Source organism: Pseudomonas sp. 2 (assembly GCF_056627435.1).
Genome location: NZ_JBWXNG010000002.1, coordinates 324,340 through 338,608, shown reverse-complemented (window position 1 = coordinate 338,608; position 14,269 = coordinate 324,340). Strand labels below are relative to the sequence as shown.

The 14,269-nt window shown below is 61.6% G+C and carries 14 protein-coding genes; 5 read left to right on the top strand and 9 right to left on the bottom strand.

Annotated elements, in window-relative coordinates; translation table 11 throughout:
- Window position 1: 1 nt before the first annotated feature.
- Window positions 2–1,144, bottom strand: coding sequence for an efflux RND transporter periplasmic adaptor subunit (locus AC1MEK_RS04535; protein WP_480395064.1), 1,143 nt, complete (start codon window positions 1,142–1,144; stop codon window positions 2–4).
- 252 nt (window positions 1,145–1,396) lie between these two features.
- Between AC1MEK_RS04535 and AC1MEK_RS04530 the strand changes: the two genes are divergently transcribed.
- Window positions 1,397–2,044, top strand: a complete 648-nt coding sequence (locus tag AC1MEK_RS04530; protein ID WP_480395063.1) for a TetR family transcriptional regulator — start codon at window positions 1,397–1,399, stop codon at window positions 2,042–2,044.
- Window positions 2,045–2,197: 153 nt separating this feature from the next.
- Here AC1MEK_RS04530 and AC1MEK_RS04525 read toward each other — a convergent pair whose 3' ends face one another.
- From AC1MEK_RS04525 to AC1MEK_RS04515, 3 genes are all read right to left on the bottom strand, one after another.
- Window positions 2,198–3,706 (bottom strand): MDR family MFS transporter, encoded by a 1,509-nt coding sequence (locus tag AC1MEK_RS04525; RefSeq protein WP_480395062.1) that lies wholly within the window; start codon window positions 3,704–3,706, stop codon window positions 2,198–2,200.
- Between the two features lie 138 nt (window positions 3,707–3,844).
- Entirely contained in the window at window positions 3,845–4,021 is a 177-nt protein-coding gene (locus tag AC1MEK_RS04520; RefSeq protein ID WP_480395061.1) for a hypothetical protein, read from the bottom strand.
- Between the two features lie 149 nt (window positions 4,022–4,170).
- The gene (locus AC1MEK_RS04515; protein WP_480395060.1) at window positions 4,171–5,052 is read right to left on the bottom strand and encodes a LysR substrate-binding domain-containing protein; all 882 of its coding nucleotides are present in this window, start codon (window positions 5,050–5,052) and stop codon (window positions 4,171–4,173) included.
- Between the two features lie 130 nt (window positions 5,053–5,182).
- Here AC1MEK_RS04515 and AC1MEK_RS04510 point away from each other — a divergent pair, with 130 nt between their 5' ends.
- The gene (locus AC1MEK_RS04510) at window positions 5,183–6,820 is read left to right on the top strand and encodes a 5-guanidino-2-oxopentanoate decarboxylase (RefSeq protein WP_480395059.1); all 1,638 of its coding nucleotides are present in this window, start codon (window positions 5,183–5,185) and stop codon (window positions 6,818–6,820) included.
- Window positions 6,817–8,277 (top strand): aldehyde dehydrogenase family protein, encoded by a 1,461-nt coding sequence (locus AC1MEK_RS04505; protein ID WP_480395058.1) that lies wholly within the window; start codon window positions 6,817–6,819, stop codon window positions 8,275–8,277. The genes AC1MEK_RS04510 and AC1MEK_RS04505 overlap by 4 nt, the downstream gene beginning before the upstream one ends.
- Here the strand turns inward: AC1MEK_RS04505 and AC1MEK_RS04500 are convergent, their stop codons facing one another.
- Window positions 8,278–9,165, bottom strand: a complete 888-nt coding sequence (locus AC1MEK_RS04500; protein ID WP_480395271.1) for an AraC family transcriptional regulator — start codon at window positions 9,163–9,165, stop codon at window positions 8,278–8,280.
- A gap of 411 nt (window positions 9,166–9,576) precedes the next feature.
- Here AC1MEK_RS04500 and AC1MEK_RS04495 point away from each other — a divergent pair, with 411 nt between their 5' ends.
- Complete coding sequence (locus AC1MEK_RS04495; protein WP_480395057.1) at window positions 9,577–9,927, top strand: antibiotic biosynthesis monooxygenase family protein; 351 nt, start codon at window positions 9,577–9,579, stop codon at window positions 9,925–9,927.
- 180 nt (window positions 9,928–10,107) lie between these two features.
- Entirely contained in the window at window positions 10,108–10,347 is a 240-nt protein-coding gene (locus AC1MEK_RS04490) for a hypothetical protein (protein WP_480395056.1), read from the top strand.
- A 26-nt stretch (window positions 10,348–10,373) separates the two neighbouring features.
- Here the strand turns inward: AC1MEK_RS04490 and AC1MEK_RS04485 are convergent, their stop codons facing one another.
- From AC1MEK_RS04485 to AC1MEK_RS04470, 4 genes are all read right to left on the bottom strand, one after another.
- Window positions 10,374–10,997, bottom strand: coding sequence for a flavin reductase family protein (locus AC1MEK_RS04485; protein WP_480395055.1), 624 nt, complete (start codon window positions 10,995–10,997; stop codon window positions 10,374–10,376).
- A gap of 195 nt (window positions 10,998–11,192) precedes the next feature.
- Window positions 11,193–11,594: a hypothetical protein gene (locus tag AC1MEK_RS04480; RefSeq protein WP_480395054.1), complete on the bottom strand. Its 402-nt coding sequence runs from the start codon at window positions 11,592–11,594 to the stop codon at window positions 11,193–11,195.
- A 423-nt stretch (window positions 11,595–12,017) separates the two neighbouring features.
- Window positions 12,018–12,521 carry a hypothetical protein gene (locus AC1MEK_RS04475; protein ID WP_480395053.1) on the bottom strand — a complete coding sequence of 168 codons (504 nt, stop codon included), beginning with the start codon at window positions 12,519–12,521 and terminating at the stop codon, window positions 12,018–12,020.
- Between the two features lie 299 nt (window positions 12,522–12,820).
- Window positions 12,821–14,152: an MFS transporter gene (locus tag AC1MEK_RS04470; protein ID WP_480395052.1), complete on the bottom strand. Its 1,332-nt coding sequence runs from the start codon at window positions 14,150–14,152 to the stop codon at window positions 12,821–12,823.
- Window positions 14,153–14,269 lie beyond the last annotated feature (117 nt).

Below are 14,269 nucleotides of genomic sequence, written 5' to 3'. Positions count from 1 at the left end.
ATCAGTTACTCCCTTGTGCGGGAGCCGGTGCCGCCGCGGGCTTGACGTTGGTCGCTTCGGTGGCTTTCACCTGCGCACCCGGCTTGACGTATTGCAGGCCTTCGGTGATGACGCGATCGCCGGCGCTCAGGCCTTTTTCCACCACCCAGTCGGTGCCGATGGTGCGGTTGGCGACCAGCTGACGCAGTTCGACCTTGTCTTCCTTGTTGACCACCAGCGCGGTCGGTGTGCCTTTGAGGTCGCGGGTAATGCCTTGCTGCGGCACCAGGATCGCCTGCTCGTTCACACCGGCCTGCAGACGTGCATGCACGAACATGCCTGGCAGCAGGGTGTGGTTGGGGTTGGGGAACACGGCGCGCAAGGTAACGGAGCCCGTTGTCTGGTCCACCGACACTTCGGAGAACTCCAGCTTGCCGTCTACCGGATACTGGCTGTTGTCTTCCAGGGTCAGCTTGACCTTGGCAGCGTTGTCTCCGGCTTTCTGCAGCTTGCCGCTTTCCAGCTCGTGACGCAGGCGCAGCATCTCGGCCGAGGACTGGATCACGTCGACGTAGATCGGGTCCAGCTGCTGAATGCTGGCCATGGCGTCGGCCTGGCCATTGGTCACCAGCGCACCTTCAGTGAACAGCGAACGACCGATGCGGCCGGAAATCGGCGCATACACCTTGGTGTAGCGCAGGTTGATCTCGGCGGTCTGCACGGCAGCCTGGGCTTCGCGGGCGTTGCCGACGGCGGTGTCGTATTCCTGGCGGCTGACGGCCTGCTCGTTGATCAGCTGCTTGTAGCGGCCTGCCAGCGAGTTGGCCGACTCAAAAGTGGCTTTCGCACTGTTGAGGTTGGCTTCGTAGATGGCCGGATCGATCTGATACAGCTGCTGACCGGCCTTGACGTCGGTGCCTTCAGTGAACAGGCGCTTGAGAATGATGCCGTTGACCTGCGGACGCACTTCGGCGACGCGGTAGGCAGTGGTGCGGCCCGGCAGGTCGGAGACCAGGGTGTAGGCCTGAGGCTGGATGGTCACGACGCCGACCTGAGGAGGGGGTGGAGCAGCAGCTGCCGCTTCTTCCTTTTTACTGCATCCGCTGAGCAGCGATGCCACGGCGACGGCAGTGACCAGTACGGTAACAGCTGGCTTGAATTGCATGAAAATCCTCGGGTCAGGAGCAACGCTCATGAAAAGTGAAAAGGGCGTAAAGGGTTTTCCGGCTGGATAAGTAGCAAGCTAATGAATATACTTACGTTCACGCTTGTTTGTAAATACCTGTGACTGCGACAGACGAACGCACTGCAAGCATCGATTTCCCGCGCGGGACAAGGCAATACAAGGGCCGCCCGCTATGCTGTTCAGGCCACTCGAGCGCAGAGCCTGAACCATCATCATTGAGGTTTTACTGCCATGGTTCGACGCACGAAAGAAGAAGCTCAGGAAACGCGCAGGCAGATCCTTGAAGCCGCCGAGCAGGCCTTCTTCGAGCGCGGCGTGGCGCGTACGACCCTGGCGGACATCGCGGCGCTGGCGGGCGTCACGCGAGGCGCGATCTACTGGCATTTCAGCAACAAGGCCGATCTGGTGCAGGCGATGCTCGACAGCCTGCATGAACCGCTGGAAGAGATGGCCCGTGCCAGCGAAAGTGCCGACGAACTGGACCCATTGGGCTGGACGCGAAAGCTTCTGGTTCATTTGTTTCAGCAAGTTGCTACGGACCCAAAAACCCGCCGCATCAATGAAATTCTTTTTCATAAATTCGAATTCACCGATGAAATGTGCGACATGCGCCGCCAGCGTCAATTCGTCTGGCTGGACGCCAACGAGCGAATCGCCCTGGCCCTGAGCAACGCCGCGCGCCAAGGACAGCTCCCCGCTGACCTGGACCCACAGCGAGCGGCCATTTGTCTGCATGCTTATATACACGGCATTCTGGGCCAGTGGTTACTGGTGCCAGACAGCTTCCCTCTGTCCGAGGACGCCGAACGACTGGTCGATACCGTGCTGGATATGCTCCGTTACAGTCCCGCGCTGCGCAACTCTGAGTCCGGTGCCTGAGCCACCGTCTTCGCGTCACAGAATGTTGCGTCTACGTGACCGGACTATAACGGCGTGGCGCATAGCCTGCATCTATACCTAGGTTCTATCCACTTGAACAGGTGGTTTACCTGCTCTTTACCCGGATTATGCCGCCATTCAGTTAACTGACAGTTAACGGTCCTTGTCCTCACGTCCGCGCAGCACCGTGTTGGGCATCGCCAGCGCGGCCGCCAGCCCCAGCAGGGAAATCGCGGCGCTGGCCAGCAGCAGGTGCTGGAAGGTCATCGACAATTGGCCGCGCAACAACTCCAGTGCCGGGCCGCTGACCTTGCTCAGGCTGTCCATCAGCACATTCCCGGATTGACCTTCGCCGCCGATCGCACCTGCGCCGAGTTGGTCCAGCCCCGAACCTGCCAGCATCGCCAGTAGCAGCGCCGACATGCTCGCCACCCCGACCGCGCCGCCGAGCGAGCGGAACAGGTTGGTGGTGCTGGTGGCCACCCCCATGTCCTTCATCTGTACCGAGTTCTGCGAGCCGACCAGCGAGGTCGGAAATTGCAGGCCGCAAGCGATGCCGGTCAGGACCATGAACAGGCTGGTGAGGACCACAGAGTCGGCCGGGGTGAAGGCGATGCCGATAATGGTCAGTGGCATCAACAGCGCGCCGCTCAGGATGATCGGTTTGTAACGGCCGCTGAGTGACGTCCGGCGGCCGCCGAAATAGGCGCCCATGGGCATGCCGATGGCCAGTGGCATCAGGTGCAGGGCGGCGCTGTCGGCGCCGCCGCCGGTGACGGTCTGGAAGCGCAGCGGCAGCAGGACGATCAGCGAGATGGCCTGAAAGTTGGTAAAGAACACCGTGCACCAGCACAGCACCGCACTGCGATTGGCGAACAGGTGCATGGGCAGCAACGGCTCGGCGGCACGCCGTTCGTGGACGACGAACAGCACCAGCGCCAGCAGCGCGACACCCAGTTGGCTCAGCACATGCGGGTCACGCCAGCTGTGGCCCTGGCCGATTTCGGTGATCCCCAGCAACAGCGCGGTCAGGCCGACGATCATCAGCACCGTGCCCAGGTAATCGATGATCGGTTTGCGCTGCGGCACCGGCAGTCCGATCAGCGTTTTACGTGCGACCCACCAGGCAAGCAAACCCAGCGGCAGGTTGATGATGAACACCCAGCGCCACGACAGGTACTCGGTCATGAACCCGCCGAGCACCGGGCCAGCAACGCTGGCCAGCGCGTACATGCTGCTGAAATAGCCCTGATAGCGACCGCGTTCGCGAGGGGGGACGATGTCGCCGATGATCGCCTGGCTGACCGAGACCATGCCGCCGGCGCCGATCCCTTGCAGCACCCGGGCCAGCACCAATTGTTCCATGCTCTGGGCCATGGCACAGAACAGCGAGGCGAGGGTGAAAGTGCCCAGGCCGAACAGCATCAGGCGCCGGCGGCCATACAGATCGCCCAGCTTGCCGTAGATCGGCACGGCGACAGTCAACGCCACCATATAGGCCGAGATCACCCAGGCCAGCAGGTCGAAATCCTTGAATTGGGCGGAGATGGCCGGCATCGAGACCGCGACGATGGTCTGGTCCAGGGCACTGAGAAACACGGCCATCATCAACGCGAACAGAATGCTGCGGATGTCCGTATGGGATTGGTTGAGACTGGTCACGGGGCAGGACTCGAACAGGCAGTTGAATCACCGCAAGCGCGGCGGGAAAGTCTGCCCAGTCTAGTCCGTTAGCTTGCTAATCGATAGCTGCCTTGCACGGCTTCCACGAAATCGGATCGGCCGCAAAAGGGAGTGTGATCAGCGCAATGAACTGAAGGTGGCATCGGCGGGTGCGCAATGGCCGAAGGTGCAGACCAGCGCACTTCGTGGCTGCTGACGCAACTGCTCGATCCGGTAGGCGCCTGCGGCGTAGATACCCAGAACCACTGCAACGGCGACGACATAAACGCATTGTCTTTTTATTGTGGTTTGCATGACGGCTGCCTCGATCCGGTTAAAAAATGATCTTTTCTACGGATAAGGTCAGTGTAGGCCCGGATCGTCAGTGATGGCGCAGTGATGGGGATTGAATGTTTTTATCGGCAGCGCCAGCGTAGTGGCGTTATGACGATGGAACTAAATGGCTAGCGCTGCGCTGCCTGCATCAGCAACCAATCCAGCAACTCCTGCAGATGCCCGGCAGGCCGGGTGCGCTCCGGATAGACGAAATAATACGCCGAGCCCGTCCGCACCTTCAGGTCGAACGGCGCGACCAGCCGCCCGGCGCTCAGGTCTTCGCCGATCAATGCCCAGTCTCCCATCGCCACCCCCGAGCCTTGGGACGCGACAGTCATCGCCAGGTCCATGGTGTCGAAGTGCTGCCCCTTGCCCAGATTGCTCAACCGCACGCCCGCCGCCTTGAGCCAGTGCCCCCAGTCCTGTTCGCCCAGCGTGGGGTGCAGCAGCATGTGCTGTTCGAGGTCGCTGAAACGTTCGAGAGGCTGAGCCCCGTCGCGCAACGACTGCGAACAGACCGGCGTCAGTTGTTCGTCGAACAGGTGATGAACGTGCAGCGATTCATCGGGATAAGCGCCATATACCACCGCTGCATCAAAGCCTTCATGTCGAAAGTCCACACCGTGGGCGATGGTGGTCGTCAACTCCACCGGAACATCCGGACGTTCCTTTTGCCACTGCAACAAGCGAGGCAGCAGCCAGCGGGTGATGCAGGTCGGCGCCTTCAATTGCAGCGCCTGGTGGCGATCGCCGACCTGATCCACGGCGTCCTCGATCAGGCCGAAAATGTGCTCGATCCGCGGAAACAGTTCGCGACCCTCGGGCGTCAGGCTCAAGCCCCTGGCCTGGCGCTGGAACAGGCGATAACCCAGATGGCTCTCAAGGCCCGCGATCTGCCGGCTCACCGCGCCTTGGGTGATGTGCAGCAGTTCGGCAGCGCGAGTGAAGTTGCAGCAGCGCGCCACCACCAGAAAGGTGTGCAGCGAGGGCAGGGGAGGCAATCGTTTCATGGATGGCTGAGGCATGAGCTGGAGACATGGCTAAGCATGACATTTTTTGCGTTGTCACTGGTATCCGTGCGCAGGTCCAATGCCTGCACATCCGTGAACCGGCAAACAGAACAACGAAAGGTCCAGACACATGGCGACGTGCGGCGAAGTATTGGTCAAGTTACTCGAAGGCTATGGCGTGGAGCAGGTGTTCGGCATTCCCGGCGTGCACACCGTGGAGCTGTACCGCGGGCTGGCCAGCTCGAAGATCCGCCATGTTACGCCTCGCCACGAGCAGGGCGCCGGTTTCATGGCCGACGGTTACGCGCGTACCAGCGGCAAACCGGGCGTGTGCTTCATCATCACCGGCCCCGGCATGACCAACATCACCACCGCCATGGGCCAGGCCTATGCCGATTCGATCCCGATGCTGGTGATCTCCAGCGTGCAGTCGCGCAGCCAACTGGGCGGCGGGCGCGGCAAGCTGCACGAACTGCCTGCGCAAGGCGCGCTGGTGGCGGGCGTCGCGGCGTTCTCCCACACGCTGATGTCGGCGGCCGAGTTGCCTGCGGTGCTGGCGCGGGCCTTCGCGCTGTTCCAGGCCGGTCGCCCGCGCCCGGTGCACATCGAAATCCCGCTGGACGTTCTGGTGGAAAACGCCGACGACCTGCTGGCCAGCGAGCCTGTGTCGATTACCCGCGCAGGCCCGTCGCCTTTAGCGATCAAGCAGATGGCCAAGCTGCTGGCCGGCGCCAAACGCCCGCTGATTCTCGCCGGTGGCGGCGCCATCGATGCCGCGCCTGCGCTGACGCAACTGGCCGAGCAACTCGACGCGCCGGTGGCCCTGACCATCAACGCCAAGGGCATGCTGGCCTCGCACCATCCGTTGCTGATCGGCTCGACCCAATCGCTGGACCCGACCCGCGAGATAATCGAAGGCGCTGACGTAGTGCTGGCGATCGGCACCGAGCTGGCGGAAACCGACTACGACGTCACTTTCCAGGGCCGTTTCAAGATCCCCGGCACCTTGCTGCGCATCGATATCGACCCGGATCAGACCGTGCGCAACTTCCCGCCGAAGGTGGCGCTGGTGTCCGACGCCGCGACCGCTGCGCAAGCCCTGGTCGAGGCTCTGAGTGAATTCCCTATTGCCGAGCGCGCCCACGACTGGGGCCAAAAGCGCGCCGCCGCCCTCAAGGCCACGCTGGACGCCTCGTGGGATGAAGCCACGCGCGGTCAGACGCTGTTCCTCAACACTTTGCTTGAGGTGCTGCCGCAGATCGTCATCGTCGGCGACTCCACCCAGCCGGTGTACACCGGCAACCTGACGCTGGACCTGGACCAGCCCCGTCGCTGGTTCAACTCGTCCACCGGCTACGGCACCCTGGGCTACGCGCTGCCTGCGGCGATTGGCGCCTGGCTCGGCAGCCAGGACGCGGGCGAGCGCAATCCGGTGGCCTGCCTGATCGGCGATGGCGGCCTGCAGTTCACCCTGTCGGAGCTGGCCTGCGCGGTGGAAGCGCAGACGCCGATCATCGTGCTGCTGTGGAATAACCAGGGTTACGAAGAGATCAAGAAATACATGGTCAACCGCGCCATCGAGCCGGTGGGCGTGGACATCTACACCCCTGACTTCATTGGCGTGGCCAAGGCCCTCGGCTGTGCGGCCGAAGCCGTGGCCGGCGTCGAGCCACTGAAAGCGGCCCTGATCGCGGCGAGCGATCGCCAGGGGCCGACCGTTATCGAAATCGACCAGCGCGGCTGGATGAATGGGTTGAAAGCATCGTGAGTGAGGCAACTGTGTTGAGTCCGGTTCTGGCAGGTCTGTACATCGATGGCATCTGGCGCTCCGGCGCCGAGCAATTGCCGGTAATCAATCCGTCGACTGAAGAGCGTCTGGCCATCGTCACCGGTGGCGACGGGCGCGCCGTGGACGACGCGGTGCAGGCCGCGCGCGCCGCGTTTGGCGGCTGGTCGCAAACCACGGGCGCTGCGCGGGCGATGATCCTGCGCCGAATCGCCGAAGACGTGACGGCCCGGCGTGAGCGGCTGATCGAATTGCAGATGAGCAACAACGGCAAGCCGGGTTTCGAAGCGGCCATCGACGTCGACGATGTGATCGCCACGTTCAGCTATTACGCGGATCTGGCCGAAGCCAGCGATGGCCAGCAGAACCGCGCGGTGGAACTGCCCAGCGACGACTTCACGGCACGCCTGCGTCGCGAGCCGTGCGGCGTGGTCGGGCTGATCGTGCCGTGGAATTTCCCGATGGTCACCACCGCCTGGAAGCTGGCCCCGGCCCTGGCGGCAGGCTGCTGCGTGCTGCTCAAACCTTCGGAAGTGACGCCGCTGGCCGAGCTCGAACTGGCAAAGATCATCGCCGACAGCGGTTTGCCTCAGGGCGTGTTCAACGTCGTGTGCGGCACCGGGTTGTCAGTGGGCGCGCCGTTGTCGGCCCATCCGGGCATCGCCAAGGTGTCGTTCACTGGCAGCAATGTGGTGGGCGTGCAGGTGATGCAACGTGCCGCCGAAACGGTGAAAGGCGTGAGCCTGGAGCTGGGTGGCAAGTCGTCGCTGCTGGTCATGGCCGACGCTGATCTGGACCTGGCCGTGGAATTGGCCAGTGGCGGCGGTTATTTCAATGCCGGGCAGATGTGTTCGGCCACCAGCCGCGTGCTGGTGGCGCAGGAAGTGCTGGCACCGTTTCTCGAGCGTCTGGTGGCCAAGGCCCGCTCGATCAAGGTCGCCGGCCCCGACAACGAAAGCGCCGAGATGGGCCCGCTGGTCAATCAGGCGCAATACCGCCGTGTGGTCGCGCACATCGAAGCCGGCAAGGATTCAGGCGCGCGTCTGTTGTGTGGTGGCGTGCGGCCTGCGGATCAGCCGCGCGGCTACTTCCTGCAGCCTGCGATCTTCACCGACGTGCCGCTGGAAACCGCCCTGTGGCGCGAAGAGATTTTCGGCCCGGTGCTGTGCGTGCGTGGTTTCAGCTCTCAGGCCGAAGCCATCGCGCTGGCCAACGACACGCAATTCGGCCTGGTGGCCAGCGTCGTCAGTGGCGATGTCGAGGCGGCCGAGCGCATCGCCAACGCACTGGAGGCGGGCATGGTGTGGATCAACTCGCCGCAGGTGATCTTCCCGCAAACCTCATGGGGCGGTTTTAAGCAGAGCAGCCTGGGCCGCGAGCTGGGGCACTGGGGCATGCAGGCCTTTCAAGAGATCAAGCACGTGGTGCGGGCTGTCTGATCACAGCGTCTTGCGCAGGCGCGCCAAGTCCCGCAGGGGCGGCGCGCCGAACAGCCGGCTGTATTCGCGGCTGAACTGCGACGGGCTCTCGTAACCCACCCGGTACCCGGCGGCCGAGGCTTCCAGCCCTTCGGCCAGCATCAGCCGGCGGGCTTCCTGCAGACGCAGTTGCTTCTGGTACTGCAGCGGGCTCATGTTGGTCACGGCCTTGAACCGATGGTGCAAGGTCGAGACGCTCAGATTCACCTCTTTGGCCAATTCCTCGATGCGCAGCGGCTGCTGGAAGTTCTCATTGAGCCACTTGATCGCTTGGGTCACGCGATGAGTCTGGCAATTGGAAATGGCAATTTCGTACAGCCGATAGCCTTCGCTCCCACGTAACAGTCGGTAAAGGATTTCCCGGGTGATCAGCGGCGCGAGCATGGGGATGTCTTTTGGGCTGTCCAGCAGGCGAATCAGGCGGATCACTGCGTCCAGCAACTGCGAATCGATGCGCTCGACGTACATCCCGCGTCCGCTGGGGCGGGTCGGAACGCTCATCGGGCCGGCTTCGGCGATCAGCGCGTTGATATCAGACGGGTCGATGTCCAGGCGCATAGCCAGATGCGGTTCGTCAGGCGTGGCGTAGATCACCTTGCCGCAAATCGGCATCGCCACCGACAGCACCAGGTAATTGAGCGGGTCGTAGGTCATGACTTCGTCGCCCAGTGTCACGTCCTTGCGGCCCTGGGCCATGATGCACAGCGCCGGTTGCACCAGCCCCGGCACCGATTGCACGGGATGGTCATGGCGGACCATGAACAAAGGGCTGATCACTGTCTGGAAACTGCCGTCAGTGGGAGCGTGGCGACGGATCAGCTCGGCCAGTTCGGCGCGCTGTTGCTCCATGTGCGGGCTCAGTTCAGGCACGGGCCGTGGGGCGGGCAGGGTGTCTGGCGAGGCAGGGGCGGCGGCGGTGGGCAACATGGCAAACGTCCTCTGGCGAAGCTTGGATGTCGCACAGATTATTTTTGTGCAATCGAAGGTGGTAGACGAATACTGCCCGATGATTGCCCGATCCTGCAGCGGGTTGTTGCGATATGCGACGAAGTGCCCTGTTCATCGGGGTCGCTTGCTTGAAAGTCCCGAGGTGCCTGTGACAGCTTCGTGACGCTCCACGCCTCAATTGATGTGTGCCCGCGCAGGATCAGGCAATCAGCGGGCAGTATCTGGCTAACGAAGATTGCACCCGGCCCACTAATCTTCACTCCCAGCCGCAAAGCTTTCCCCTGTCGCGGCTGTACCAAGGGAGCACAGACAATGCAAAGCACCTCCATCGTCAGCCATCTGGTATACGCCCGCGCCAGCGCCGGGCACAGCGCGCAACTGGGCGCGCGTTTGAGCACCCTGATTGCCCAGACCTCCAGAACCGTCGGGTGTCTGCATTTCGGCTTGCAGCGTTCCGTGACCGAGGACGATCTCTGGGTGATCAGCGGGTTGTGGGCGGACAAGTCAGCGATGAACGACTGGTTCGCCAGCCCCGAGCTGAACCTCTTTGCCGATTTGATGACCGAGCGCGTCGTGAGCAGTCTGGATTTCCAGACCTTTGCCAACGTGACCGCCGCCCAGGCGCGGGCCGCGTATGGCGTTGACGTGAGGATGGCGGGGTGAACATCGCCAGCATTACCTGCGAGGTTCGATCCCCTGTAGGAGCGAATTCATTCGCGAAAAATGTTCCAGGCGCCGCAAATGTGGAAGATGTACCACCGCATCGCGAATGAATTCGCTCCTACAGATCTGTCCCCAGGTTTAAAATCCCCGCCTTTCTCTCAAAAGGCAGACCTCGCTCCCATGGCACGCAAAGAATTCCAGCATCACGAAGCCGTTTCCGCCGCCATTCCCGGTGAGGGCGGGTACAGCGCCGCCATTGCGGTCAAGGGCCTGGGCGCCAGCGGTGCACCGACCTTCCATCGCGTGCTTGCGGAGCAGAAGTTCACCACTGCGCTGGCTGCCGATCAGGCTGCCGTCGATGAGCTGGAGCGGCTGATCGACGTCACCTCAGAAGGCGAGCTGATGTTCGCGCAGGACTGATCAGGCCTTGGGCCGATGCTCTCCAATCAAGCCTTCGGCCTATACATTTTGAACAACGCCTCCGGGCCCAGCTGGAAGTAATCGGCCGGGCCGCCGCCACGCAGGATCGGCTCGCCGGCTGCGGTGTCGTAGACGCCGTCCTTGAGCAGGCGCTTCTCAATATGCACGGCCACCACCTCTCCCAGAATCAGCCAGCTGGGCACGACCTCCTTGTCGGCGCGCTGCAGTTGGATGATCTGCGTCACCTTGCACTCGAACGCCACCGGCGTTTCTTTCACCCGAGGCACCGAGACGATGCGCGACGGCGCGGCCGTCAGGTTCGCCAGTTCGAATTCATTGACATCCGCCGCCACGGCCGCACAGCTCGCATTCATCTGCTCGGCCAGCGGGCGGGTGGCCAGGTTCCAGACGAACTCGCCGGTCTGTTCGATGTTGTTCAGGCTGTCTTTGCGGCCAATGCTGCAGAAACCAATGATCGGCGGCACGTAGTTGAACGCGTTGAAAAAGCTGTACGGCGCAAGGTTCAGATTGCCCTGGGCGTCGTGAGACGAGATCCAGCCGATGGGGCGCGGGCCGACGATGGCGTTGAACGGATCGTGTGGCAGGCCGTGGCCTTTGGAGGGTTCGTAGAAATGAATATCGTCTGACATGGCGCAGCCCCGGATTAGCCGCGTCGACAGCGGCTGAGCAGAATGATGGCCGCCATAGTGCAAGCCATCGGCGGCCGATGCCAGCCCCTTTCCAATGCGCAGGCAAAAAAAAGCCCGACATCAGCCGGGCTACAAAGGGAGTTCGGGAGGAGAACTTTGAAACGTGAAACATGAAGCGTGGAACGTGAAGCGGTATCAGCTGGTGCGGTTGGCGCCTACGTGGTCGGCACCGTCAGCGGCCAGGCGGTTGGCACCAACGTGGTCAGCGCCATCGGCGGCTTGACGGTTGGCACCAACGTGGTCGGCGCCGTCAGCGGCCAGGCGGTTGGCACCGACGTGGTCAGCACCATCGGCAGCCTGACGGTTGGCACCGACGTGGTCAGCGCCGTCAGCGGCCAGACGGTTCGCACCAACATGGTCGGAACCGTCGGAAGCCTGACGATAAGAACCGGTGTGCGAAGCATTAGTGTGGGAAGAACCACCTTCGGCGACCACATTGCCGTTCAATACGGAGTGAGTGTCCGAGACAGGCAGAGCGAAGGCGCTCGATGCCAGGATGGAAAGACTAAGGCCAAACAGAATGTTCGAAGTTTTCATGACGGTTGCTCCAACTAAAGTTCAATAATTTTTTCAACTTGGGTATGGAGCTAATGTTACGCGCGTACGGATTAAGTAGAAGTTAACAAGCTTGCTAACGATCATCGTTGAAAATGATAGTCCTCTGAAACGCCCGGTTTTAAGGCGCTCCAGCGATTTTTGCCTCGCGATGGGGCGAAAACTGTCAAGATCGTCAGTTTTGTTTCTTGACAAGATTTAATTTGTGTGAAATTTGATTTTTGTGTGGATCGATTCGCGTGATGGGGTGAGATTCAGCGGATTCATGTCCGCATTTGCGCAAATCGTGGAATTGCTCGGCAGATCGCCTGGAAAGCCCTGAGAATTCAAGGGGTTTAAGAAATGTTTCCCGCAGAAAAAATCAAGCCCGGCATAAGCCGGGCCAGGAGAGGAACTGCTTTCGGATCAGCTCAGGCGGTTTGCACCGACGTGATCTGCACCATCGGCAGCCAGACGATTTGCACCAACATGGTCAGCACCGTCAGCAGCAACGCGGTTGGCACCTACGTGGTCAGCGCCGTCAGCAGCAACGCGGTTGGCACCTACGTGGTCAGCGCCGTCAGCAGCAACGCGGTTGGCACCTACGTGGTCAGCACCGTCAGCAGCAACGCGGTTGGCACCTACGTGGTCAGCACCGTCAGCAGCAACGCGGTTGGCACCTACGTGGTCAGCACCGTCAGCAGCAACGCGGTTGGCACCTACGTGGTCAGCGCCGTCAGCGGCAACGCGGTTGGCACCTACGTGGTCAGCACCGTCGGCAGCCACTCGGCCGATGTTGGTGTGGGAAGAGCCGTTTTCGGCAACTACGGGGGCGTTGAGGTGTTGGCTTGCATCAACACTTGGAAGTGCGAAAGCGCTGCTTGCCAGAATCGAGAAAGCCAGGCCGAAGATCAGTTTGTTAGTTTTCATGATTAGTTGCTCCAGATCGATTTAGTTAGGTGGGTAACTCGGTATGGAGCTAACTTTACTCGGGTCTGGATTATTAAGAAGTCAATCGCATTGGTAGCGAACATCGCTGAAATTGATACTACGAAAAGCGGCTGGTAATTCAGTGATTTAGCTGCCATGGCAGCGAAAAAAGGGCGGCACACACCCCTGAAAAGCGCGAGCCTGCGAGCTTCGAACCTGTGGGAGCCGGCTTGCTGGCGAATGCGTCTTCAAGATCGCCCCGCCGGCAAGCCGTGCTGCTACGGATCAGTATCGCTCGATCAGTCCGTCTCGATCCGCGAATGCTTGCGGGTGTCCTTCATGAACACATAGACCAGCAGCGACACCGCGATGCAGGCCGTGACGTACCAGTAGTAGCCAGTCTCCATGCCGATGCTCTTGAACCACAGGGCGATGTATTCAGCGGTGCCACCGAAGATTGACACGGTCAGTGCGTACGGCAGGCCGACGCCCAGCGCGCGGATTTCGGTGGGGAACAGCTCGGCTTTGACCACCGCGTTGATCGAGGTATAGCCGCTGACGATGATCAATGCCGCCATGATCAGGAAGAACGCGCCCCACCAGGTCTGGATGGTGTGCAGGGTGCTGAGGATCGGCACGGTGCAGATCGTTCCCAGCACGCCGAAGGCGATCAGGATCGGGCGCCGGCCGATCTTGTCCGACAGTGCGCCGATCACCGGTTGCAGGCACATGAACAGGAACAGCGTGGCAGCAGAAATGGTGGTCGAGTCGGAAATGCTCATGCCGACGGTGTTCACCAGGTATTTCTGCATGTAGGTGGTGTAGGTGTAGAACGCCAGCGTACCGCCCATGGTCAGGCCGACCACGGTCGCCAGTTCCTTGGGATGGCGCATCAGGGTGCGCATCAGGCTTTCCTTGGCTTTTTCGGTTTCCTTCTCCTTCTTGGTGAACGACTCGGTTTCTTCCATGCCGCGACGCAGGAACAGCGCCACCACTGCGCACAGCGCGCCGATGGCGAACGGAATGCGCCAGCCCCACTCGTTCAGTTGCTCGGTGGTGAGGGTATGTTGCAGGACGATCAGCACGCCTAGCGCGATGAGCTGGCCGGAGATCAGCGTCACGTACTGGAAGCTGGAGTAGAAGCCGCGGCTTTCCTTGGTCGCCATTTCACTGAGGTAGGTGGCCGAGGTGCCATATTCGCCGCCCACCGACAGGCCCTGCATCAGGCGCGCGAGTACCAGCAGGATCGGGGCGCCGACGCCGATGGTTTCGTAACCCGGGGTCAGGGCGATGATCAGTGAGCCGAAGCACATCAGCAGCACCGAAGCCATCAAAGCAGCCTTGCGGCCTTTGCGGTCGGCGTACAGGCCCATCAGCCAGCCGCCGATGGGGCGCATCAGAAAGCCCACGGCGAAGATCGCCGCGGTGTTGAGCAGTTGTGCGGTGGTGTCGCCCTTGGGGAAGAAGACTTTGGCGAAATACAGCGAGAAGGCGGCGTAGACGTACCAGTCGTACCACTCGACCATGTTGCCGACCGAGCCCGAGAAAATGGATTTCAGGCGGCTCTTGGTGGTTTTCTCAGCGACAGGCGTGGCAGCCGATCCGGCGGATGCAGAGTTGGGGATAGCCATGGGGATTCCTGCAAGTCATTGTTTTTAGAGGGAGCGCAGCAATGCGGTCTGACCTGGGTGATAGCAGGAGCTGTGCCAAGGCGTGAAAGGTGCGGAATAGAAGGGTTGGCGCTTGAG

What these genes read in the sequence shown, in the direction of transcription:
- AC1MEK_RS04535 (WP_480395064.1), bottom strand. Translation starts at nt 1,144, where the DNA reads ATGCAATTCAAGCCAGCTGTTACCGTACTGGTCACTGCCGTCGCCGTG.
- AC1MEK_RS04530 (WP_480395063.1), top strand. Translation starts at nt 1,397, where the DNA reads ATGGTTCGACGCACGAAAGAAGAAGCTCAGGAAACGCGCAGGCAGATC.
- AC1MEK_RS04520 (WP_480395061.1), bottom strand. Translation starts at nt 4,021, where the DNA reads ATGCAAACCACAATAAAAAGACAATGCGTTTATGTCGTCGCCGTTGCA.
- AC1MEK_RS04515 (WP_480395060.1), bottom strand. Translation starts at nt 5,052, where the DNA reads ATGAAACGATTGCCTCCCCTGCCCTCGCTGCACACCTTTCTGGTGGTG.
- AC1MEK_RS04510 (WP_480395059.1), top strand. Translation starts at nt 5,183, where the DNA reads ATGGCGACGTGCGGCGAAGTATTGGTCAAGTTACTCGAAGGCTATGGC.
- AC1MEK_RS04500 (WP_480395271.1), bottom strand. Translation starts at nt 9,165, where the DNA reads ATGGAGCAACAGCGCGCCGAACTGGCCGAGCTGATCCGTCGCCACGCT.
- AC1MEK_RS04495 (WP_480395057.1), top strand. Translation starts at nt 9,577, where the DNA reads ATGCAAAGCACCTCCATCGTCAGCCATCTGGTATACGCCCGCGCCAGC.
- AC1MEK_RS04490 (WP_480395056.1), top strand. Translation starts at nt 10,108, where the DNA reads ATGGCACGCAAAGAATTCCAGCATCACGAAGCCGTTTCCGCCGCCATT.
- AC1MEK_RS04485 (WP_480395055.1), bottom strand. Translation starts at nt 10,997, where the DNA reads ATGTCAGACGATATTCATTTCTACGAACCCTCCAAAGGCCACGGCCTG.
- AC1MEK_RS04480 (WP_480395054.1), bottom strand. Translation starts at nt 11,594, where the DNA reads ATGAAAACTTCGAACATTCTGTTTGGCCTTAGTCTTTCCATCCTGGCA.
- AC1MEK_RS04475 (WP_480395053.1), bottom strand. Translation starts at nt 12,521, where the DNA reads ATGAAAACTAACAAACTGATCTTCGGCCTGGCTTTCTCGATTCTGGCA.
- AC1MEK_RS04470 (WP_480395052.1), bottom strand. Translation starts at nt 14,152, where the DNA reads ATGGCTATCCCCAACTCTGCATCCGCCGGATCGGCTGCCACGCCTGTC.